The following is a 19,082-nucleotide window of genomic DNA, read 5'->3' as shown; positions in this document are numbered from 1 at the left end:
CAGGCCGTTGAAAAACGTAGGCGAGGCAGGCTGGCCGAGGCAAAAATAGCCGAAAAAGCGCAGTTTACGCGTTGTAAATGAGCATTTTGAGGCTGTTTTTAACGACGGCCAGACAACGCAGGTAGTTTTTCAACAGCCTGTTAAACCCGTCGCCGGTTGAAAAGCCGCGGCGGGCACCCCATCTGAGTTTCCATCCGGGCAAGTTCGCCCCGCAGCGTGGAGATTCACCCTTGACCACCATCGTTTCAGTGCGCCGCCACGGCAAGGTCGTGATGGCTGGCGACGGCCAGGTTTCCCTCGGCAACACCGTCATGAAGGGCAACGCCAAGAAGGTGCGCCGCCTCTACCACGGCCAGGTGCTGGCTGGTTTCGCCGGTGCCACCGCCGATGCCTTCACCCTGTTCGAACGCTTCGAAGGCCAACTGGAAAAACACCAGGGCCATCTGGTCCGCGCCGCCGTCGAACTGGCCAAGGACTGGCGTACCGACCGCAGCCTGAGCCGCCTGGAAGCCATGCTGGCAGTAGCCAACAAAGACGCCTCGCTGATCATCACCGGCAACGGCGACGTCGTCGAACCCGAGGAAGGCCTGATCGCAATGGGTTCCGGCGGCAACTTCGCCCAGGCCGCCGCGCGCGCCCTGCTGATGAAGACTGACCTGTCCGCCCTCGAGATAGCGCAGACTGCACTCGGCATCGCCGGCGACATCTGCGTCTTCACCAATCATCACCAGACCATCGAGGAACTGGACGCCCCCGAGTGAGGCCTATCTAAAAACTACCTGCGTTGTCATCGCCGCGTTGAAAACAGGCTCGGACGAGCGAAGTGAGAACGTCTGCAAGACGGCCCGAAGGGCGAGCGGAGCGAGTAATGCTCATTTACAACAGTAAAGTCGACCGCCACTCCGACCGTTCCTCGCCTGTTTCCGCCTTGCGCTGACTGCCTCGCCTACGTTTTTAGAGAGCCCCAAGCGTCCATTTTTTTCATAGATTCGATAGCGAGCCAAATTCCATGTCCATGACGCCCCGCGAGATCGTCCACGAACTCAACCGCCACATCATCGGCCAGGACGACGCCAAGCGCGCCGTGGCCATCGCCCTGCGCAACCGCTGGCGGCGCATGCAGCTGCCGGCCGAACTGCGCCAGGAAGTCACGCCGAAGAACATCCTGATGATCGGCCCGACCGGCGTCGGCAAGACCGAGATCGCCCGTCGTCTGGCCAAGCTGGCCAATGCGCCGTTCCTGAAAGTGGAAGCCACCAAGTTCACCGAGGTCGGCTATGTCGGCCGCGATGTCGAATCGATCATCCGCGACCTGGCCGATGCAGCGGTGAAAATGCTCCGTGAGCAGGAAATCACCAAGGTCCGCCATCGCGCCGAAGATGCGGCCGAGGAGCGCATCCTCGATGCCCTGTTGCCACCCGCGCGCCAGGGTTTCGGCGACGAGCCGGTGCGCAGCGAGGACTCCAATACCCGTCAGCTGTTCCGCAAGCGCCTGCGCGAAGGTCAGTTGAACGACAAGGAAATCGACATCGAAGTGGCCGACGCGCCCATGGGCGTGGAGATCATGACCCCACCGGGCATGGAGGAAATGACCAACCAGTTGCAGAACCTGTTCTCCAGCATGGGCAAGGGCAAGAAGAAGAGCCGCAAGCTCAAGGTCGCCGACGCGCTGAAGCTGGTACGCGACGAGGAAGCCGCGCGCCTGGTCAACGAGGAAGAGCTCAAGGCCCGCGCGTTGGAAGCGGTCGAGCAGCACGGCATCGTCTTCATCGACGAGATTGATAAGGTGGCCAAGCGCGGCAACACCGGCGGCGCCGACGTTTCCCGCGAGGGCGTGCAGCGCGATTTGCTGCCGCTGATCGAAGGCTGCACGGTCAACACCAAGCTGGGCATGGTCAAGACCGACCATATCCTTTTCATCGCCAGCGGCGCCTTCCACCTGAGCAAACCCAGCGATCTGGTGCCTGAACTGCAGGGTCGCCTGCCGATCCGCGTCGAGCTCAAAGCCCTGAGCCCGCAGGACTTCGAGCGCATTCTCAGCGAGCCACATGCCTCGCTCACCGAGCAGTACAGTGCACTGCTGCAGACCGAGGGTTTGAACATCGAGTTCGCCGAAGACGGCATCAAGCGTCTGGCCGAGATCGCCTGGCAGGTCAACGAGAAGACCGAAAACATCGGCGCCCGCCGCCTGCACACGCTGCTAGAGCGCCTGCTGGAGGAGGTGTCCTTCAGTGCCGGCGACCTGGCGGGCCAGCAGAACGGCGAGGCGATCCGTATCGACGCGGCTTACGTCAACGGTCACCTGGGCGAGCTGGCACAGGACGAAGACCTGTCGCGTTATATTCTGTAAGCCCGTAGCCCGGATGAAATCCGGGGACGTTCACCACAGCGTCCCGGATTGCATCCGGGCTACATCGTTTCAGGAGCCGAGCATGCCCATCCCCAGCGCGATCAAACTGCACAAGGCATCGAAAACCCTGGAGCTGCGCTACGGCGAGCAGAGCTATCAGCTCAGCGCCGAGTTCCTGCGTGTGCATTCGCCCTCGGCCGAGGTGCAGGGGCATGGCAAACCGATTCTGCAGACCGGCAAGCTCAACGTCGGCCTGGAGCGCATAGAACCGGCCGGCAACTATGCACTGAAACTGTGCTTCGACGACGGCCATGACAGCGGCCTGTTCACCTGGGAATACCTGCACGAACTGGCCACCCGTCATGACCAGCTCTGGGCCGACTATCTGGCGCAGCTCAGCGCCGCCGGGAAATCCCGCGACCCCAGCGAATCGGTCGTGCGCCTGATGCTCTGAGGTAACAGGAAAACCCTTGCCGCAGAGCGCTCGGCGCATCCCCCACCGACCATGTTAACGACAGTTAGGGCGAGTTTTCTAATCTATCGCGGCATACTCCTGCGCCATCGAGCAGCTTGCTTAACTTCACAAACTCGGGTAACCAAGGAACTGGCAGGTTCCCTGCATTTGGCTGTGCCAGGTGCAACGAAATACGCGGACTCGATCCGCCCCCGGTAACCCGAGCAGTACCTGGCCCTGTGTCGCCGTGCGCCCTCGCAGGCCGGTATTCGTCTCAGGACAATGGAGCGTCGTAGATGAGTGATAAGAATAACGAAGACCTGAAACGCCAGGCCTCGGAAAACACCCTGGGACTCAACCCGGTGATTGGTATCCGCGGCAAGGATCTCCTGACCTCTGCCCGCATGGTTCTCTCTCAGGCGCTCAAGCAACCCTTCCACAGCGCCAAGCACGTCGCCCATTTCGGCCTTGAACTGAAGAACGTCATGCTCGGCCAGTCCGCGCTCACGCCCGAAGATGGTGACCGCCGCTTCACCGATCCGGCCTGGAGCCAGAACCCGCTGTATCGCCGCTACCTGCAGAGCTACCTGGCCTGGCGCAAGGAACTGCACGACTGGATCGAGCACAGCTCGCTGTCCGAGCAGGATGCCAGTCGCGGCCACTTCGTCATCAACCTGATGACCGAAGCCATGGCCCCATCCAACAGCATGGCCAACCCGGCCGCAGTCAAACGCTTCTTCGAAACCGGCGGCAAGAGCCTGCTCGACGGTCTATCGCATCTGGCCAAGGACATGGTGCACAACGGTGGCATGCCCAGCCAGGTGAACATGGAGGCCTTCGAGGTCGGCAAGAACCTGGCCACCACCGACGGTGCCGTGGTGTTCCGCAACGACGTGCTGGAACTGATCCAGTACAAGCCGATCACCGAGAGCGTGCACGAGCGCCCGCTGCTGGTGGTGCCACCGCAGATCAACAAGTTCTACATATTCGACCTGTCGCCGGACAAGAGCCTGGCGCGCTTCCTGTTGCGCAGCCAGGTACAGACCTTCGTGGTCAGCTGGCGCAACCCGACCAAGGCACAGCGCGAGTGGGGCCTGTCCACTTACATCGAGGCGCTCAAGGAAGCCATCGACGTGATCTGCGCCATCACCGGCAGCAAGGACGTCAACATGCTTGGCGCCTGTTCCGGCGGCTTGACCACCGCTTCCCTGCTCGGCCACTACGCTGCGCTTGGCCAGCAGAAGGTCAACGCCCTGACCCTGCTGGTCAGCGTGCTCGACACCCAGCTCGACACCCAGGTTGCCCTGTTCGCCGACGAGAAGACCCTGGAAGCCGCCAAACGCCGCTCCTACCAGGCTGGCGTGCTGGAAGGCAGCGACATGGCCAAGGTATTCGCCTGGATGCGCCCCAACGACCTGATCTGGAACTACTGGGTCAACAACTACCTGCTCGGCAACGAGCCGCCGGTGTTCGACATCCTCTACTGGAACAACGACACCACGCGCCTGCCGGCCGCGCTGCACGGCGAATTCATCGACATGTTCCAGACCAACCCGCTGACCCGCCCGGGCGCGCTGGAAGTCTGCGGCACACCGATTGACCTGAAGCAGGTCACCTGTGATTTCTTCGTCGTCGCCGGCACCACCGACCACATCACGCCGTGGGATTCCTGCTACAAGTCGGCGCACCTGTTCGGCGGCAAGTGCGAGTTCGTGCTGTCCAACAGCGGCCATATCCAGAGCATTCTCAACCCGCCGGGCAACCCCAAGGCGCGCTACATGACCAACAGCGAGATGCCGCTGGACCCGAAGGCCTGGCAGGAAAGCTCGACCAAGCACGCCGACTCCTGGTGGCTGCACTGGCAAACCTGGCTGGCCGAGCGTTCGGGCGAAACCAAGAATGCTCCACGGGCGCTGGGCAACAAGAAATTCCCGGCCGGCGAAGCCGCTCCGGGCACCTATGTACACGAACGCTGATTTTCAGTTTCAACCGCAGCGGCACCGGGAAGTGCCGCACACCACGACGGTCTGACCGGCGTGGAACCAGGTAACCCCTGGTAACCCTGGAGGCGGCCCGGACGGCCCTCTCCAGCGCTCAACTCCACAGGGGCTGCGCCTATGCCGCAACCATTCGTATTCCGCACCATCGATCTCGATGGGCAGACCATCCGCACTGCGGTGCGGCCAGGCAACAGCCAGTTGGTGCCGCTGCTGATCTTCAACGGCATTGGCGCCAACCTGGAGCTGGTGATGCCCTTCGTCGCCGCCCTGGATCCAGAGCTGGAGATCATCGCCTTCGACGTACCCGGTGTCGGCGGCTCCTCCACGCCGGCTACGCCCTACCGCTTCCCTGGCCTGGCCAAGCTGGCGGCGCGCATGCTCGATTACCTCGACTACGGTCAGGTCAATGCCATCGGCGTGTCCTGGGGCGGCGCCCTGGCGCAACAGTTCGCGCATGATTATCCCGAGCGCTGCAAGAAGCTGATCCTCGCCGCCACCTCGGCCGGCGCGGTGATGGTGCCGGGCAAGCCCAAGGTGCTCTGGCGCATGGCCAGCCCGCGACGTTATGTGCAGCCGTCCTATGGCGTGCGCATCGCCCCGGACATCTACGGCGGTGCCTTCCGCCGTGATCCCAAGCTGGCCATGGCGCATGCCAGCAAGGTGCGCTCGGGCGGCAAGATGGGCTACTACTGGCAGTTGTTCGCCGGCCTCGGCTGGACCAGCATCCACTGGCTGCACAAGATCCGCCAACCGACCCTGGTGATGGCCGGCGACGACGACCCGCTGATTCCGCTGATCAACATGCGTCTGCTGGCCTGGCGCATTCCCAACGCCGAATTGCACGTGATCGACGACGGCCACCTGTTCCTGGTGACCCGCGCCGAAGCGGTGGCGCCGATCATCATGAAGTTTCTCGAGGAGGAACGGCACCGCGCGGTGATGCACCCGCAACCCGCGCCCGTGCGCCAGCACTGATCGCACCAGCATGGTGCGCAATGCTCTGTGTGCTCGACAAAGGGGCCGTTCAAGGTCTCATATTTTTCGGCGCGGCGCTCTGGAATGCAGTTCCCGCGTGTCTGGTACAGGGCTTGCTGCACACTGTGCACAAGTACAAGGTGCGCGTCAGGCAGTCCGCGCCATGAAAGTCTCTAGACGGTTTGACGATGGAGTGTTGCCCCATGCGAGACAAGTCGAACCCGGCTTCACTGCCGGCACCTGCCAGTTTCATGAACGCCCAGAGCGCGGTGGTGGGCGTGCGCGGTCGCGATCTTTTGTCCACCATGCGCCTGCTGGCAGCCCAGGGCCTGAAGAATCCGGTGCGCAGCGGACGTCATCTGCTGGCCTTCGGCGGCCAGCTTGGCCGCGTGCTGCTCGGCGACACCCTGCACAAGGTCAATCCGCAGGACGCGCGTTTCGCTGATCCGACCTGGCACCTCAACCCTTTCTACCGGCGCAGCCTGCAGGCCTATCTGGCATGGCAGAAACAATTGGCTGCGTGGATCGACGACAGCGACCTGTCGGCCGATGACCGAGCCCGTGCGCGCTTTCTCGCATCGCTGATGAGCGACGCCCTGTCGCCCTCCAACAGCCCGCTCAACCCACAGGCGCTCAAGGAGCTGTTCAACACCGGAGGTAGCAGTGCATTCAAGGGGTTGCGCCACCTGCTCGACGACCTGCTGAACAACGACGGTCTGCCTAGCCAGGTCAGCAAACATGCCTTCGAGGTCGGTCGTAATCTGGCCTGCACGCCAGGCGCCGTGGTGTTTCGCAACGAGCTGCTGGAACTGATCCAGTACAGGCCGATGAGCGAGAAGCAGTACCTGCGCCCACTGCTGATCGTGCCGCCACAGATCAACAAGTACTACATATTCGACCTGTCCAATGACAAGAGCTTCGTCCAGTACGCGCTGAAGAACGGCCTGCAGACCTTCATGATCAGCTGGCGCAACCCCGACCCGCGCCACCGCGAATGGGGCCTGTCGAGCTATGTGCAGGCCGTCGAGGAGGCCGTCGATGCCTGCCGCGCCATCACCGGCAGCAAGGACGTCAATCTGCTCGGCGCCTGCGCCGGCGGCCTGACCATCGCCGCCATGCAAGGCCACCTGCAGGCACGCCGCCAACTACGCAAGATTTTCAGCGCCACTTACATGGTCAGCCTGCTCGATAGTCAGATCGACAGCCCGGCGATGCTCTTTGCCGACGAGGAAACCCTCGAGTCGGCCAAGCGCCGTTCCTACCAGCAAGGCGTGCTGGACGGTCGCGACATGGCCAGGGTATTTGCCTGGATGCGCCCCAACGACCTGATCTGGAACTACTGGGTCAACAACTACCTGCTCGGCAAGCAGCCGCCGGCCTTCGACATCCTCTACTGGAACAACGACAACACCCGTCTGCCTGCGGCGCTGCATGGCGACCTGATCGATTTCTTCAAGCACAACCCGCTCAGCCGTCCAGGTGCGCTGGAGGTCTGCGGTACGCCGGTGGATCTGGCCAAGGTCAACGTCGACAGCTTCAGCGTGGCCGGCATCAACGATCACATCACGCCCTGGGATGCGGTCTATCGCTCGACCCTGCTGCTTGGTGGCAACCGCCGTTTCATCCTGTCCAACAGCGGGCATATCCAGAGCATTCTCAACCCGCCAGGCAACCCCAAGGCCAACTATTACGAGAACACCAAGCTTACCTCCGACCCACGCGCCTGGTATCACGACGCCACGCACCAGCAAGGCAGCTGGTGGCCCCAGTGGCTGGAGTGGATGCAGGCGCGCTCCGGCGAGCAACGGGAAACGCTGATGGCGCTGGGCAACCAGAACCATCCGCCGATGGAAGCAGCGCCCGGCACCTACGTGCACATTCGCTGAGCATCCAGGGCGGCGGCAGGCCGTGACCGCCCGAGGCTCGGTGGCTCGTCTGGCCCTGCTGCCGCCCTATGCAAGCTCATCAGTTGCGGCCGATCTCGTCGCGGGCCGCTCGGCGGGAAAATAGACGACCATGCGCAGGTGGCGATGCTCATCCACGGTGAGTATCTCGTGCTGAAAGTCCAGGCGGGCCGGATCGGTGACGCCGATGATCGAGCGCACTCCGCGACTGTAGTCGCCGGCACCCGGCGTCTCCCACCAACGGCGAAAGTCCGCCGACAGGCTCTGCAATTCCTCGGTCAGCGCCAGTATGGCCGGGTCGTCCCGCGGCGCCACGGCAAGATCGCAGCGAAAGTGCGCCAGTAACCGCTGTGCATCCTCGCGCCACTCAGGCAGGCGTTTGCGCAGCTCCGGGGCGGTGAAAACCATACGGATGAAATTGCGCTCCGCCAGTGCCATGCCGGCGAAACCGAACAGCCGGTCAGCCATCTGGTTCCAGGCGATTACGTCCCAGCGCAGGTTGATGACGTAGGCCGGTCGTGCAGACAGGTCGTCCATCAGTTGCTGAATCAACGGAGTGACGGACGGCCACTGTTGGGCTTCGGCAGGTGGCGGACGACGATGCGCCAGCAGGAAGAGATGGCAGCACTCGGCGTCATCCAGTTTGAGGGCACGCGCGACGTTAAGCAGAAAGCTCTCGGAAACGCCGATGTCGCGCCCTTGTTCAAACCAGGTGTACCAAGTGAGGCCCACACCGGCGAGGGCGGCGACTTCCTCGCGCCTGAGGCCCGGGGTACGCCGGCGGCCGGTGGCGGGCAGGCCGACATCGGCAGGTCCGAGCTTGCGTCGATGATATTGCAGGAACTCCGAAAGCTCCTGGCGGGTACGGTCGAGCGTGCGTGCGGGGGTCAAGGTATTGCCTCAAGTAATAGGATAAATTACTAAATTGTAATACCAATATTACCTTCCAATAATGCCCTCTCCTATCACGGAGGAGAAGGCAACATGAGCCTCGACTGCAATCGAAACCTATCGCCGACCTACTCGCTCGGCAGCTGCCACCCAGCCAGGCCCCAAGCCGGAGTCCGAGAGTGGCTAGGGCTGGCAGTATTGGCCTTACCCACCATGCTGCTCGGCCTCGATGTCACCCTGCTATACCTGGCGCTTCCGGCCCTGGCAGCGGACCTCGGCGCCAGCAGCACCCAGGCACTTTGGATCATGGATATCTACGGCTTCATGATTGCCGGTTTCCTGATCACCATGGGCACGCTGGGCGACCGTGTCGGCCGTCGTCGACTACTGATGGTCGGCGGCACGGCGTTCGCCGGTGCTTCGCTGCTGGCCGCCTATTCCACCAGTGCCGAGATGTTGATCATCGCGCGCGCGGCCCTGGGCGTGGCCGGGGCGACCCTGATGCCTTCCACCCTGGCGCTGATCAGCAACATGTTCGCCGATGCTCGCCAGCGCGCCCAGGCAATTGGTGTGTGGGCAACCATGTTCGCGCTGGGCATGGCCGTGGGGCCGCTGGTCGGCGGCGTGCTGCTGGAGCGTTTCTGGTGGGGCGCCGCGTTTCTCCTGGCGCTTCCGGTGGTCGCCCTGTTGCTGGCATTCGCCCCGCTACTGCTACCGGAATACCGCTCGGCGCAAAGCGGTCGCTTCGACCTGCCCAGCGTCGCGCTATCGATCGCGGCCATCCTGCCGACAATCTACGGTGTGAAGGAGCTCGGTAAACACGGTGCGGAGGTCGGGCCCTTGCTGATCATGGCTGCCGGGGTGTTTTTTGCAGCGCTGTTCGTACGCCGACAGCGGCGCCTCACCGAGCCGTTCCTGGACATGACGCTGTTCGCCAGCCGGACGTTCAGCGCCGCGCTGATCGTCCTGCTGGTCGGTCTGGTCGCTGTAGGCGGAACCATGCTGCTGGTCACTCAGTATCTGCAACTGGTGCTGGGACTCTCGCCGCTGGCCGCCGGCATATGGATGGCGCCACCGGCGCTGGCGATGGTTGCGGCCGGGATAGTGGCGCCACTGATCGCCCGGCACATCCGCCCGGGCTTGGTCGTCGCCGCGGCCCTGATGCTGTCGACGCTCGGCTACCTGTTACTCGCGCGGGTGCAGGGCGCATCCGGTATCGGTCTGCTGGTGGGCGGTTTTGCCCTGGTCTATTTCGGCTTGGGCACCATCGCCGCACTGGGCACGGACCTGGTGGTGGGAGCGGCGCCGGCGGACAAGGCCGGCGCCGCCTCGGCGATGTCCGAGATGGTGCAGGAGCTGGGTGTAGCGCTGGGAGTGGCAACGCTCGGGAGCCTGGCCGCCACGGTCTATCGCCTGCGCATCCTCGAACATATTCCCGCGGCGTTGCCGGATGAGCTTGCCAGGGTCGTCAGCGACAGCCTCTGGGCATCCTCGTCGGTGGCGCAGCGCTTGCCTGAGGGATTGCTGGAGCAGGCCAGGGCCGCCTTCATCCAGGGACTGAACCTATCGACCAGCCTCAGTGCTCTGGGTATCGCGATCCTGGCAATCCTCGCCGCACTGGCGTTGCGGCATATCGGTACGATTGGCGCTCACGAGAGGAATACGGAATTCACCAGTGGCAAGGACGCATAACGCGCTTCGCGAGCTACAGCGGGGCGGCGCTGAAGTGCACCGGCTGCGCGCAGCATGCACAAGGCCGTTTAGCCGACGCACAGCAGATCGGGGGCTGGTCGAGGCCGCGCCGGGCGGTTATCGTCAACGCTTCCGCGCCACAAACAAGAAGACCGGATGAAAACCCGCGAGCGCATTCTGCAAGCCGCCCTGCAGTTGTTCAACGAACAGGGCGAGCCCAACGTTTCTACCCTGGAGATTGCCAACGAGCTGGACATCAGCCCGGGCAATCTCTACTACCACTTCCATGGCAAGGAGCCGCTGGTACTGGAGCTGTTCGAACGCTTCCAGAACGAGATGGCGCCTTTGCTCGACCCGCCCGCAGAAGCCCGACTGGATGTCGAGGACTACTGGCTGTTCCTGCACCTGATCGTCGAGCGACTGTCGCAGTACCGTTTTCTCTTTCAGGATCTGTCCAATCTGGCCGGGCGCCTGCCAAAACTGGCGCGCGGCATTCGCCACTGGCTGAACGCGCTGAAACGCACGCTGGCCTCCCTGCTTGCCCGCCTGATGGCCGACGGTCAAGTGAACAGCGGCACCCAGGCGCTCGGCCAACTGGTCGAGCAGATCACCCTGACGCTGCTGTTCTCCCTCGACTATCAGCGCATCCTCGACCAGGAAGGTGAAGTGCGCCTGGTGGTGTACCAGATCATGATGCTGGTGGCGCCACACCTGAACCAGCCCTCACGCAGCACCGTCGAGCACTTGGCGCAGCGCTATCTTGAAGCCTGATGCGCAGCCGTGCTGCACGCCAATGACACGCTGGGAATGTAGGGCAGGTGCAACCCGCCAGAGCGCAAATGGCGGGTTACACCCGCCCTACAAAGCCGAGACGCATCCACGGTTGATGCGCATGGCCCGCCCTGTGAGCAGAAACGCAAACGCCCGGCACTAGGCCGGGCGTTTTTGATCCTGAAACACTCAGGACGGCGTGGCTGGAGTTGCCGGGGTGGCAGCCGGAGCCGGTGCAGCGGCCGGCGTTGCAGCGGCGGCCGGAGCCGGTGCCGGTGCAGCCGGTTTCGGCGCAGCTGCCTTGGGTGCTGCCGGTTTCTTCGCAGCCGGCTTCTTCGCTGCAGCAGGCTTGGCTGCTGGCTTAGCTGCAGGCTTGGCGGCGGCCGCTGGCTTGGCAGTGGGTTTCGCTGCGGCCTTGGCTGCCGGTTTCGCCGCAGGTTTAGCTGCCGGCTTGGCGGCTGCAGGTTTCGCGGCAGCCGGTTTGGCAGCGGGCTTGGCTGCAGCTTTGGCAGCAGGCTTGGCGGCCGGTTTCGCAGCAGGTTTGGCAGCTGCTTTCGCAGCCGGCTTGGCGGCAGCCTTCGCGGCAGGTTTGGGCGCAGCTTTGGCAGCAGGCTTGGCGACCGACTTGGCCGATACGCCAGTGATTTTCTCCAGCTGCTTGGTCAGGCTGTCGACCTTGTCATTCAACGCCTTGACCTCATTGCGGCTGGGTACCCCCAGACGCGAGATGGCATTGTTCAAACGCTTGTCGAAGGCCTCTTCCAGCTCACCCCACTTGCCGATTGCCCTGTCCTTGACCTCATCGACCTTGGACCTGGCAGAGCCAACCTTGGAGCCGACACCGGCTTTCACTGCATCGACCTGCTTGTCGACTTCGCTCTTGGCCTGCTTTTCAGCCTTCTCGCCGTCCTTGACCAGCGTGTCGAACAGCTTGGTGCCGTCCTTGCTGACCTTGGAATAAGCGCCCAAGCCTGCCAACCAGATCTGACGCGAGTATTTCTCGACCTCGCCGATCCAGGAGCTGGTCTGTTTCTCGGTTTTCTTCTTAACAGCCATCCTGATCTCCTTATTTGGTACGCGCGACATGCTCGAGCAACGCGCTCAGCTCATCCAGCTTAGCAGAGAGTGCTTCAACATCCTGCTTGGACGGAATGCCGATACGGTTCAGAGCGGAAGCCACACGAGTATCGAAAGCCTTCTCGATCTTGTCGAGTTGAACTTCGACCTTGCCTTTAACGCTGGTGACATTGCTGTTGACCGACTGCTTGACCGATTCGATCTGGCTGTTGGCGGCTTCTACCTGCTCGTCGACCAGCTTCTTGCCTTTGCTTTCGACGCCTTCACCGGTCTTGACCAGCTCCTTGAAGTATTCGGCCCCTTCGCTACCCGCCTTGGCGTAAGCGCCCAGGCCAGCGAGGTAGATCTTGCGGGCATAGCCCTTCACGTCGTCGAACAGACCGGCTTTGTCTTCGACAACAGCTTCAACTTTTTTCTTCACGGCAACTTTCGACATGGTGCACCTCACGCGCTTTTACAGTTAGCGGAAACGCCCACGGAATGCAGGCTTGGGTACACCCTAAGGAGAAAAATTAGAAATCGCATACTAAGAGCGGCTGCAAGCTTCAGCGCGGTGGATCACGCCTCATCGATCCACCAACCTGGTGGATGTAAAAAGCGACATCCACCGCCTGCAGGCTCAGGCCAGCGACTTGTCCAATACCTGCTCGATTTCGCGCTGGATCATGCCGCCCATGGGCGACAGCAGCAGCCCGAGCTTGAGCTCGACACGCACGGTGTCTTCACCCACCGCGATGCTGCCGTCAGCACCGCTGCGCTTGAACTCCAGGGTGTCGCCGTTCCAGCGATAGCGCACGTCGTACTCGCTGGCCAGGCGTTCGGCCAGGCGCTCGGCTTTCTCCCGCGCGGCCTCGCGGCCAAGGGAATGGGATCGTTCGACACGAATGCGGGACATGACAGCTCCTCGATCAGGCAGGCGCCGCAGCACTGCGGCATGAAGTCACAGCACTCTAACAGCCCGCCAACCCACCTGGCACCCAGGCAAGACAAAGGCAGCAGGCGGCTTTAGAATGGACAGGTTTTTTACCTGGTGAGAGCGACATGAGCGATCCACGCAAGGCCCACGAGCAGGAACCCACCACCCACTTCGGTTTCCAGGATGTGCCGGAAAGCCAGAAGGCGGAGAAGGTAGCCGAAGTCTTCCACTCGGTGGCAGCCAAGTACGACCTGATGAACGACGTGCTGTCCGGTGGCCTGCATCGCCTGTGGAAGCGCTTCACCATCGAGCTGTCCGGCGTGCGCACCGGCAACCGCGTGCTGGACATCGCTGGCGGCACCGGAGACCTGACCCGCAAGTTCGCCAGTATCGTCGGCCCGACCGGCCAGGTGGTGCTGGCCGATATCAACGACTCCATGCTCAAGATCGGTCGTGACCGCCTGCTCGACAAGGGCGTGGCCGGCAACGTGCAGTTCGTCCAGGCCGATGCCGAGAAGCTGCCGTTCCCCGACAACCATTTCGACGTGGTCACCATCGCCTTCGGCCTGCGCAACGTCACCCACAAGGAAGACGCCCTGCGCTCGATGCTGCGCGTGCTCAAACCCGGCGGGCGCCTGCTGGTGCTGGAGTTCTCCAAGCCTGGCAACCCACTGCTGGCCAAGGTCTACGACACCTACTCGTTCAGCTTCATGCCGCTGGCCGGCAAGTTGATCACAAACGATTCGGAAAGCTACCGCTATCTGGCCGAGTCGATCCGCATGCATCCTGATCAGGAAACGCTCAAGGCGATGATGGTCGACGCCGGCTTCGAGCGCGTCACCTACCACAACATGACTGGCGGCATCGTCGCCCTGCATCGCGGCATAAAGCCTTAATGCTCATCACGGGCTTGCTGGCAGGCGTCGAGGCGGGCCTCAACCGCGCCCTGCGCCTCGACGGCACGGCGTTGCCGCGTCTGCAGGCGCTGGCCGGGAAGGTCATCGCCGTGCAGTGCCAGAGCCCGGCACTGGAGCTGTTCATTCTGCCCAGCGGCGACGGCCTGCAACTGGCGTCGCAATGGCACGCACAGGCCGACTGCACCCTCACCGCCCCGGCTGCCAGCCTTGCACGCCTGGCCCTGAGCCGCGAGAAAACCGCCGTGCTGCATCGCCCCGAGGTATCGCTCGATGGCGACAGCGCGGTGCTGCTGCAACTGGCCGGTATCCTGCAGGATCTGGAGCTGGACTGGGAATACGAAATCTCCCGCTGGCTCGGCCCGGTGGCCACTACCCTGCTCGCCGGTCACCTGCGCAGCCGGGTCAATCTCGCCAGCCACGGCGCCGCCAGCCTCAAGCAGAATCTGGCCGACTACCTGGCCGAAGAATCACGCGCCCTGGTGGGCCAGCGCGAAGCCGATGCGCGTTTCGCCGAGCTGGATCAACTCAAACTCGCCCTCGACCGCCTGGAAGCACGCATCGAGCGCCTCACTTCTGCCAATAAGTCCGACGCATGAAGCTGCTTGCCGTTCGCCGCCTGTTGCGCATCCAGCGCGTAGTCATCCGCTATCAACTGGACGAGATGCTCCTCGAGCTACCGCTGCCGTTCTGGCTGCGCGCGCTGTCCTGCCTGCTGCCCTGGCGCTGGCTGCCACGCAAGCCGCTGGAGCTGTCACGCGGCGCACGCCTGCGTCTGGCGCTCGAAGACCTGGGGCCGATCTTCATCAAGTTCGGCCAACTGCTGTCCACCCGCCGCGACCTGCTGCCACCGGATATCGCCGATGAGCTGGCGCGCCTGCAGGATCAGGTGCCACCCTTCCCGGAAGATCAGGCCATCGCCCTGATCGAACGCCAGCTGGGCGCCCCGGTGAGCGAGCTGTTCGCGCGTTTCGACAGCCAGCCGCTGGCCTCGGCCTCGGTGGCGCAGGTGCATGCCGCGCAGCTGAAAAGCGGCGAGCAGGTGGTGGTCAAGGTGGTGCGCCCCGGTCTCAAACCGATCATCCGCCAGGACCTGGCCTGGCTGTTTCTGATAGCCCGCATCGCCGAGAAAGCCTCGGCCGATGCTCGCCGCCTGCGCCCGGTGGAAGTGGTCAGCGACTACGAGAAAACCATCTACGACGAACTCGACCTGCTGCGCGAAGCAGCCAACGCCAGTCAGTTGCGGCGTAACTTCGAAGGCTCGCCACTGCTCTACGTACCGCAAGTATATTGGGACCTGTGCCGCCACCAGGTGCTGGTGATGGAGCGCATCTACGGCATCCCGGTGACCGACCTGGCGACCCTGGCCGACCAGCGTACTGACATGAAACTTTTGGCCGAACGCGGCGTGGAGATCTTCTTCACCCAGGTCTTCCGCGACAGCTTCTTCCACGCCGACATGCACCCCGGCAACATCTTCGTCAGCACTCGCACGCCCTGGAGCCCGCAGTACATCGCCATCGACTGCGGCATCATCGGCAGCCTCACCGATGAGGATCAGGACTACCTGGCGCGCAACCTGATCGCCTTCTTCAAGCGCGACTACCGCAAGGTCGCGCAGTTGCACATCGACTCGGGCTGGGTCCCGGCCGACACCAAGGTCAACGAATTCGAGGCGGCGATCCGCACCGTGTGCGAGCCGATCTTCGAGAAGCCGCTGAAGGACATTTCCTTCGGCCAGTTGCTGCTGCGCCTGTTCCAGACCGCCCGACGTTTCAATATGGAAGTGCAACCGCAACTGGTGCTGCTGCAGAAGACCCTGCTCAACATCGAAGGTCTGGGCCGTCAGCTCTACCCCGATCTGGATCTGTGGAACACCGCGCAGCCCTTCCTCGAACGCTGGATGCGTGAACGCATCAGTCCGCTACATCTGCTGCGCAACCTGCAGCAACAAGCCGAGCAGGTGCCGCACCTGTCACAGATCGCCCGCGACACTCTGGAGCGTCTGCAGCAACCGGTACAGGTCCGGACCAGCGCACCGCGCGACCACTGGACGCTGCGCCTGCTTGGTGCGGCACTGATCGGCGCCGGGGCCATGCAAGGCCTGGCCCCCCTGCTGGCCACCTGGCCAGCCTGGCTGATGGTCGGCGGCGGACTCTATCTGGTGCTGCGCCGATAGCCAGTTGGCTGCGGCACTGGCACACTTGGTGAATTCCCGGGCCGCGACCCGGCGAAACAGACACGGAATACCGATGAACGATTGGCTCGATGAAATCCACTGGAACGAAGACGGCCTGGTGCCGGCCATCGCCCAGGACCACCAGAGCGGCCGTATCCTGATGATGGCCTGGATGAACCGCGAATCCCTCGCCCTCACCGCCCGCGAACAACGCGCCATCTACTGGTCGCGCTCGCGTGGCAAGCTATGGCGCAAGGGCGAAGAATCCGGCCATGTGCAGAAGCTGCACGAACTGAGGCTGGACTGCGACGCCGATGTCATCGTACTGATGGTCGAGCAACTGGGCGGCATCGCTTGCCACACCGGTCGCGAAAGCTGCTTCTATCGGGTATACGAGAATGGCGGCTGGAAAACCGTCGACGCGGTGCTGAAAGATCCGCACGCCATCTATGCAGGACACAGCCATGAGTGACACCCTGAGCCGCCTGGCCGAGGTGCTGGAGTCGCGCAAGGGCGCAGCGGCCGACAGCTCCTACGTCGCCAGCCTGTATCACAAGGGCCTGAACAAGATTCTGGAAAAGGTCGGCGAGGAATCGGTGGAAACCATCCTCGCCGCCAAGGACGCCGCCGCCAGCGGTGACTGCAAGGACCTGATCTACGAAACCGCCGATCTGTGGTTCCATAGCCTGGTCATGCTCGCCGCCCTCGGCCAGCATCCCCAGGCTGTACTGGATGAACTGGATCGCCGTTTCGGCCTCTCCGGCCACGCGGAAAAAGCCGCGCGACCGCAATCCGAATAAACCTTCATTACGGAGTACATATCATGGGCTTTGGCGGTATTAGCATCTGGCAACTCCTGATCATCCTGCTCATCGTGGTCATGCTGTTCGGTACCAAGCGCCTGAAGAGCCTGGGCTCGGATCTGGGCGACGCGATCAAGGGCTTCCGCAAATCGATGGATAATGGCGAAGCCGAGAAACCGGCAGTCGAAGAGCCCAAGGGCCAGACCATCGACGCCCAGGCACGCAAGGTCGAAGAGCCAGCGAAGAAAGACTAAGCCATGTTCGACATCGGTTTTACCGAGCTGCTACTGGTCGGTCTGGTGGCCCTGGTGGTCCTTGGTCCTGAGCGCCTGCCAGGCGCCGTGCGTACGGCCAGCCTGTGGATCGGCCGGATCAAGCGCAGCTTCAACTCGATCAAGGCCGAGGTGGAACGCGAGATCGGCGCTGATGAAATTCGCCGTCAGTTGCACAACGAGCGGATTCTCGAACTCGAGCGGGAAATGCAGGCGATGAAGCAAGACATTCTCGGCACCGGCAAAAGCGACAATCCGCCAGCGGAGAACAGTGCCAAAACGACTGCCGATACGGCCCCGAGCGTTCAGGACAAGAATCCCCAGCCATGAGCAATAATCCACAAGCCGACCAGGAAATGCCTCTGGTCTCGCACCTGGCCGAGCTGCGTACTCGCCTGTTGCGCTGTGTAGTGATCATCCTGCTGATCTTCGCCGGCCTGTTCTACTTCGCTCAGGATATCTACGCACTGGTCGCTGCGCCGCTACGCGCCTACCTGCCGGACGGCGCGACGATGATCGCCACAGGGGTCGCCTCGCCGTTTCTGACGCCCTTCAAGCTGACCCTGATGTGCGCGCTGTTCCTCGGCATGCCGGTGATCCTGCACCAGATCTGGGGTTTCATCGCACCAGGGCTGTACACCCATGAGCGGCGCATCGCCGTGCCGCTGCTGATTTCCAGCATCTTCCTGTTCTATGCCGGCATGGCCTTCGCCTATTTCGTGGTGTTCCCGATCATGTTCGGCTTCTTCGCCAGCGTGACCCCGGAAGGCGTGGCGATGATGACCGACATCGGTCAGTACCTGGATTTCGTCCTGACCCTGTTCTTTGCTTTCGGCGTGGCCTTCGAGATCCCCATCGCCACCTTCCTGCTGATCTGGGTCGGCATCGTCGATGTCGCCACCCTGCGCAAGAGCCGTCCCTACGTGATCGTCGGCTGCTTCGCCGTCGGCATGGTGCTGACGCCGCCGGACGTGTTCTCGCAGACCCTGTTGGCCGTGCCGATGTGGCTACTGTTCGAGGCCGGCGTGCTGGCTGGCGCGCTGGTCAAGCGCAAGCGCGACGAGGAACAGACCGAAGAAGAAGCCAAGCCCGAAGACCAACCACCCGCACCACTGCCGTGAACCTGCTGCTGCTGGAAGACGCCGACTTCGTCGGCGGCGATCGGGTACGCCTCAGTGGCAGGCGCCTGAAGCATCTACATGACGTGCATCGCGCCGAAGCCGGTGATCGCCTGCGCGTCGGTCGCCTTGGCGGGCTGATGGGCGAAGGCCGACTGATCGCTCTGGATGCCGAGCATGCCGAACTGCAGGTCAGTCTCGAACAACAACCACCAGCCAAGCTCCCACTAACCCTGATCCTCGCCCTGCCTCGCCCGAAGATGCTCAAACGCGTGTTACAAACGGTCAGCGCGATGGGCGTGGCACGCCTGATACTGGTCAACAGCTATCGTGTGGAGAAGAGTTTCTGGCAGACGCCGTTTCTCGAGGCCGAGGCCATTCGCGAACAGCTGATCCTCGGCCTGGAACAGGCACGCGACACAGTGCTGCCCGAGGTGAGCATCGAGAAGCGCTTCAAGCCCTTCGTCGAGGATCGCCTACCGGCCCTGGCGGCGGGAACGCTTGGCCTGACCGGCCACCCCGGTGATTACCCGGCCTGCCCGCGCGCCGTCGAGCAGCCGGTGACCCTGGCCATCGGCCCGGAAGGCGGCTGGATTCCCTACGAAGTCGAGCTGCTGCGCGAAGCCGCAGGCCTGCAACCCGTACAACTTGGCGAGCGTATTCTGCGGGTGGAGACGGCAGTGCCGGCGTTGCTGGCCAGGCTGTTCTGATGCCTTGGGCGGCTGACAAGCTTCGCGTTGTCCACCCTATGCACTGACTGGTAGTC

21 protein-coding genes are annotated in these 19,082 nt (G+C 63.0%); 17 read left to right on the top strand and 4 right to left on the bottom strand.

Going from position 1 to position 19,082, the window contains the following annotated elements; translation table 11 throughout:
• The first annotated feature begins 230 nt into the window (after positions 1-230).
• From hslV to phaC (GV002_RS14515), 6 genes are all read left to right on the top strand, one after another.
• Positions 231-761 (top strand): ATP-dependent protease subunit HslV, encoded by a 531-nt coding sequence (hslV, locus tag GV002_RS14540; RefSeq protein ID WP_017678531.1) that lies wholly within the window; start codon positions 231-233, stop codon positions 759-761.
• A gap of 248 nt (positions 762-1,009) precedes the next feature.
• Positions 1,010-2,350 carry an HslU--HslV peptidase ATPase subunit gene (gene hslU, locus GV002_RS14535; RefSeq protein ID WP_160019094.1) on the top strand — a complete coding sequence of 447 codons (1,341 nt, stop codon included), beginning with the start codon at positions 1,010-1,012 and terminating at the stop codon, positions 2,348-2,350.
• 82 nt (positions 2,351-2,432) lie between these two features.
• Entirely contained in the window at positions 2,433-2,804 is a 372-nt protein-coding gene (locus GV002_RS14530) for a gamma-butyrobetaine hydroxylase-like domain-containing protein (RefSeq protein WP_160019093.1), read from the top strand.
• 296 nt (positions 2,805-3,100) lie between these two features.
• On the top strand, positions 3,101-4,780 hold the full coding sequence (gene phaC / locus GV002_RS14525) for a class II poly(R)-hydroxyalkanoic acid synthase (protein WP_160019092.1): 1,680 nt from the start codon (positions 3,101-3,103) through the stop codon (positions 4,778-4,780).
• 141 nt (positions 4,781-4,921) lie between these two features.
• Positions 4,922-5,779, top strand: coding sequence for a poly(3-hydroxyalkanoate) depolymerase (phaZ, locus tag GV002_RS14520; protein WP_160019091.1), 858 nt, complete (start codon positions 4,922-4,924; stop codon positions 5,777-5,779).
• A gap of 203 nt (positions 5,780-5,982) precedes the next feature.
• The gene (phaC, locus tag GV002_RS14515; protein ID WP_160019090.1) at positions 5,983-7,665 is read left to right on the top strand and encodes a class II poly(R)-hydroxyalkanoic acid synthase; all 1,683 of its coding nucleotides are present in this window, start codon (positions 5,983-5,985) and stop codon (positions 7,663-7,665) included.
• Positions 7,666-7,731: 66 nt separating this feature from the next.
• Here phaC (GV002_RS14515) and GV002_RS14510 read toward each other — a convergent pair whose 3' ends face one another.
• Positions 7,732-8,574, bottom strand: a complete 843-nt coding sequence (locus GV002_RS14510; protein ID WP_160019089.1) for a helix-turn-helix transcriptional regulator — start codon at positions 8,572-8,574, stop codon at positions 7,732-7,734.
• 198 nt (positions 8,575-8,772) lie between these two features.
• On the opposite strand from GV002_RS14510, the gene GV002_RS14505 reads away from it, so the two are divergent.
• Both GV002_RS14505 and GV002_RS14500 read left to right on the top strand, forming a co-directional pair.
• Positions 8,773-10,266: an MFS transporter gene (locus GV002_RS14505; protein WP_256667096.1), complete on the top strand. Its 1,494-nt coding sequence runs from the start codon at positions 8,773-8,775 to the stop codon at positions 10,264-10,266.
• Positions 10,267-10,422: 156 nt separating this feature from the next.
• On the top strand, positions 10,423-11,037 hold the full coding sequence (locus GV002_RS14500) for a TetR/AcrR family transcriptional regulator (protein ID WP_160019087.1): 615 nt from the start codon (positions 10,423-10,425) through the stop codon (positions 11,035-11,037).
• Between the two features lie 189 nt (positions 11,038-11,226).
• Here GV002_RS14500 and GV002_RS14495 read toward each other — a convergent pair whose 3' ends face one another.
• The 3 genes from GV002_RS14495 to GV002_RS14485 form a co-directional block, all read right to left on the bottom strand.
• Positions 11,227-12,093 carry a phasin family protein gene (locus GV002_RS14495; protein WP_160019086.1) on the bottom strand — a complete coding sequence of 289 codons (867 nt, stop codon included), beginning with the start codon at positions 12,091-12,093 and terminating at the stop codon, positions 11,227-11,229.
• 10 nt (positions 12,094-12,103) lie between these two features.
• Entirely contained in the window at positions 12,104-12,550 is a 447-nt protein-coding gene (locus GV002_RS14490; RefSeq protein WP_074676438.1) for a phasin family protein, read from the bottom strand.
• Between the two features lie 183 nt (positions 12,551-12,733).
• Positions 12,734-13,009, bottom strand: coding sequence for a polyhydroxyalkanoic acid system family protein (locus GV002_RS14485; RefSeq protein ID WP_017678522.1), 276 nt, complete (start codon positions 13,007-13,009; stop codon positions 12,734-12,736).
• A 146-nt stretch (positions 13,010-13,155) separates the two neighbouring features.
• Between GV002_RS14485 and ubiE the strand changes: the two genes are divergently transcribed.
• From ubiE to GV002_RS14440, 9 genes are all read left to right on the top strand, one after another.
• Positions 13,156-13,926 carry a bifunctional demethylmenaquinone methyltransferase/2-methoxy-6-polyprenyl-1,4-benzoquinol methylase UbiE gene (ubiE, locus tag GV002_RS14480; protein WP_160019085.1) on the top strand — a complete coding sequence of 257 codons (771 nt, stop codon included), beginning with the start codon at positions 13,156-13,158 and terminating at the stop codon, positions 13,924-13,926.
• The gene (locus tag GV002_RS14475) at positions 13,926-14,543 is read left to right on the top strand and encodes a ubiquinone biosynthesis accessory factor UbiJ (RefSeq protein WP_160019084.1); all 618 of its coding nucleotides are present in this window, start codon (positions 13,926-13,928) and stop codon (positions 14,541-14,543) included. Before ubiE ends, GV002_RS14475 begins: the two co-directional genes overlap by 1 nt.
• Entirely contained in the window at positions 14,540-16,123 is a 1,584-nt protein-coding gene (ubiB, locus tag GV002_RS14470) for a ubiquinone biosynthesis regulatory protein kinase UbiB (RefSeq protein WP_160019083.1), read from the top strand. Before GV002_RS14475 ends, ubiB begins: the two co-directional genes overlap by 4 nt.
• Before the next feature lie 73 nt (positions 16,124-16,196).
• Entirely contained in the window at positions 16,197-16,595 is a 399-nt protein-coding gene (gene hisI / locus GV002_RS14465) for a phosphoribosyl-AMP cyclohydrolase (RefSeq protein WP_160019082.1), read from the top strand.
• Positions 16,588-16,923, top strand: a complete 336-nt coding sequence (locus GV002_RS14460) for a phosphoribosyl-ATP diphosphatase (protein ID WP_003458971.1) — start codon at positions 16,588-16,590, stop codon at positions 16,921-16,923. The genes hisI and GV002_RS14460 overlap by 8 nt, the downstream gene beginning before the upstream one ends.
• A 23-nt stretch (positions 16,924-16,946) precedes the next feature.
• The gene (tatA, locus tag GV002_RS14455) at positions 16,947-17,180 is read left to right on the top strand and encodes a twin-arginine translocase TatA/TatE family subunit (RefSeq protein ID WP_011920744.1); all 234 of its coding nucleotides are present in this window, start codon (positions 16,947-16,949) and stop codon (positions 17,178-17,180) included.
• Between the two features lie 3 nt (positions 17,181-17,183).
• Positions 17,184-17,528: a Sec-independent protein translocase protein TatB gene (gene tatB / locus GV002_RS14450; RefSeq protein WP_160019081.1), complete on the top strand. Its 345-nt coding sequence runs from the start codon at positions 17,184-17,186 to the stop codon at positions 17,526-17,528.
• On the top strand, positions 17,525-18,319 hold the full coding sequence (gene tatC, locus GV002_RS14445; protein WP_160019080.1) for a twin-arginine translocase subunit TatC: 795 nt from the start codon (positions 17,525-17,527) through the stop codon (positions 18,317-18,319). The genes tatB and tatC overlap by 4 nt, the downstream gene beginning before the upstream one ends.
• Entirely contained in the window at positions 18,316-19,026 is a 711-nt protein-coding gene (locus GV002_RS14440; RefSeq protein WP_160019079.1) for a 16S rRNA (uracil(1498)-N(3))-methyltransferase, read from the top strand. The genes tatC and GV002_RS14440 overlap by 4 nt, the downstream gene beginning before the upstream one ends.
• The last annotated feature ends 56 nt before the right edge of the window (positions 19,027-19,082 follow it).

The sequence above is a fragment of the Pseudomonas sp. 8O genome, from assembly GCF_902506495.1.
Taxonomy (GTDB): domain Bacteria; phylum Pseudomonadota; class Gammaproteobacteria; order Pseudomonadales; family Pseudomonadaceae; genus Aquipseudomonas; species Aquipseudomonas chaetocerotis.
Note: the sequence above shows the minus strand (reverse complement) of the source record. Positions and strands in the feature narration are given on the sequence as shown.

What these genes read in the sequence shown, in the direction of transcription:
- hslU (WP_160019094.1), top strand. Translation starts at nt 1,010, where the DNA reads ATGTCCATGACGCCCCGCGAGATCGTCCACGAACTCAACCGCCACATC.
- GV002_RS14530 (WP_160019093.1), top strand. Translation starts at nt 2,433, where the DNA reads ATGCCCATCCCCAGCGCGATCAAACTGCACAAGGCATCGAAAACCCTG.
- phaC (WP_160019092.1), top strand. Translation starts at nt 3,101, where the DNA reads ATGAGTGATAAGAATAACGAAGACCTGAAACGCCAGGCCTCGGAAAAC.
- phaZ (WP_160019091.1), top strand. Translation starts at nt 4,922, where the DNA reads ATGCCGCAACCATTCGTATTCCGCACCATCGATCTCGATGGGCAGACC.
- phaC (WP_160019090.1), top strand. Translation starts at nt 5,983, where the DNA reads ATGCGAGACAAGTCGAACCCGGCTTCACTGCCGGCACCTGCCAGTTTC.
- GV002_RS14500 (WP_160019087.1), top strand. Translation starts at nt 10,423, where the DNA reads ATGAAAACCCGCGAGCGCATTCTGCAAGCCGCCCTGCAGTTGTTCAAC.
- GV002_RS14495 (WP_160019086.1), bottom strand. Translation starts at nt 12,093, where the DNA reads ATGGCTGTTAAGAAGAAAACCGAGAAACAGACCAGCTCCTGGATCGGC.
- GV002_RS14490 (WP_074676438.1), bottom strand. Translation starts at nt 12,550, where the DNA reads ATGTCGAAAGTTGCCGTGAAGAAAAAAGTTGAAGCTGTTGTCGAAGAC.
- GV002_RS14485 (WP_017678522.1), bottom strand. Translation starts at nt 13,009, where the DNA reads ATGTCCCGCATTCGTGTCGAACGATCCCATTCCCTTGGCCGCGAGGCC.
- ubiE (WP_160019085.1), top strand. Translation starts at nt 13,156, where the DNA reads ATGAGCGATCCACGCAAGGCCCACGAGCAGGAACCCACCACCCACTTC.
- GV002_RS14475 (WP_160019084.1), top strand. Translation starts at nt 13,926, where the DNA reads ATGCTCATCACGGGCTTGCTGGCAGGCGTCGAGGCGGGCCTCAACCGC.
- ubiB (WP_160019083.1), top strand. Translation starts at nt 14,540, where the DNA reads ATGAAGCTGCTTGCCGTTCGCCGCCTGTTGCGCATCCAGCGCGTAGTC.
- hisI (WP_160019082.1), top strand. Translation starts at nt 16,197, where the DNA reads ATGAACGATTGGCTCGATGAAATCCACTGGAACGAAGACGGCCTGGTG.
- GV002_RS14460 (WP_003458971.1), top strand. Translation starts at nt 16,588, where the DNA reads ATGAGTGACACCCTGAGCCGCCTGGCCGAGGTGCTGGAGTCGCGCAAG.
- tatA (WP_011920744.1), top strand. Translation starts at nt 16,947, where the DNA reads ATGGGCTTTGGCGGTATTAGCATCTGGCAACTCCTGATCATCCTGCTC.
- tatB (WP_160019081.1), top strand. Translation starts at nt 17,184, where the DNA reads ATGTTCGACATCGGTTTTACCGAGCTGCTACTGGTCGGTCTGGTGGCC.
- tatC (WP_160019080.1), top strand. Translation starts at nt 17,525, where the DNA reads ATGAGCAATAATCCACAAGCCGACCAGGAAATGCCTCTGGTCTCGCAC.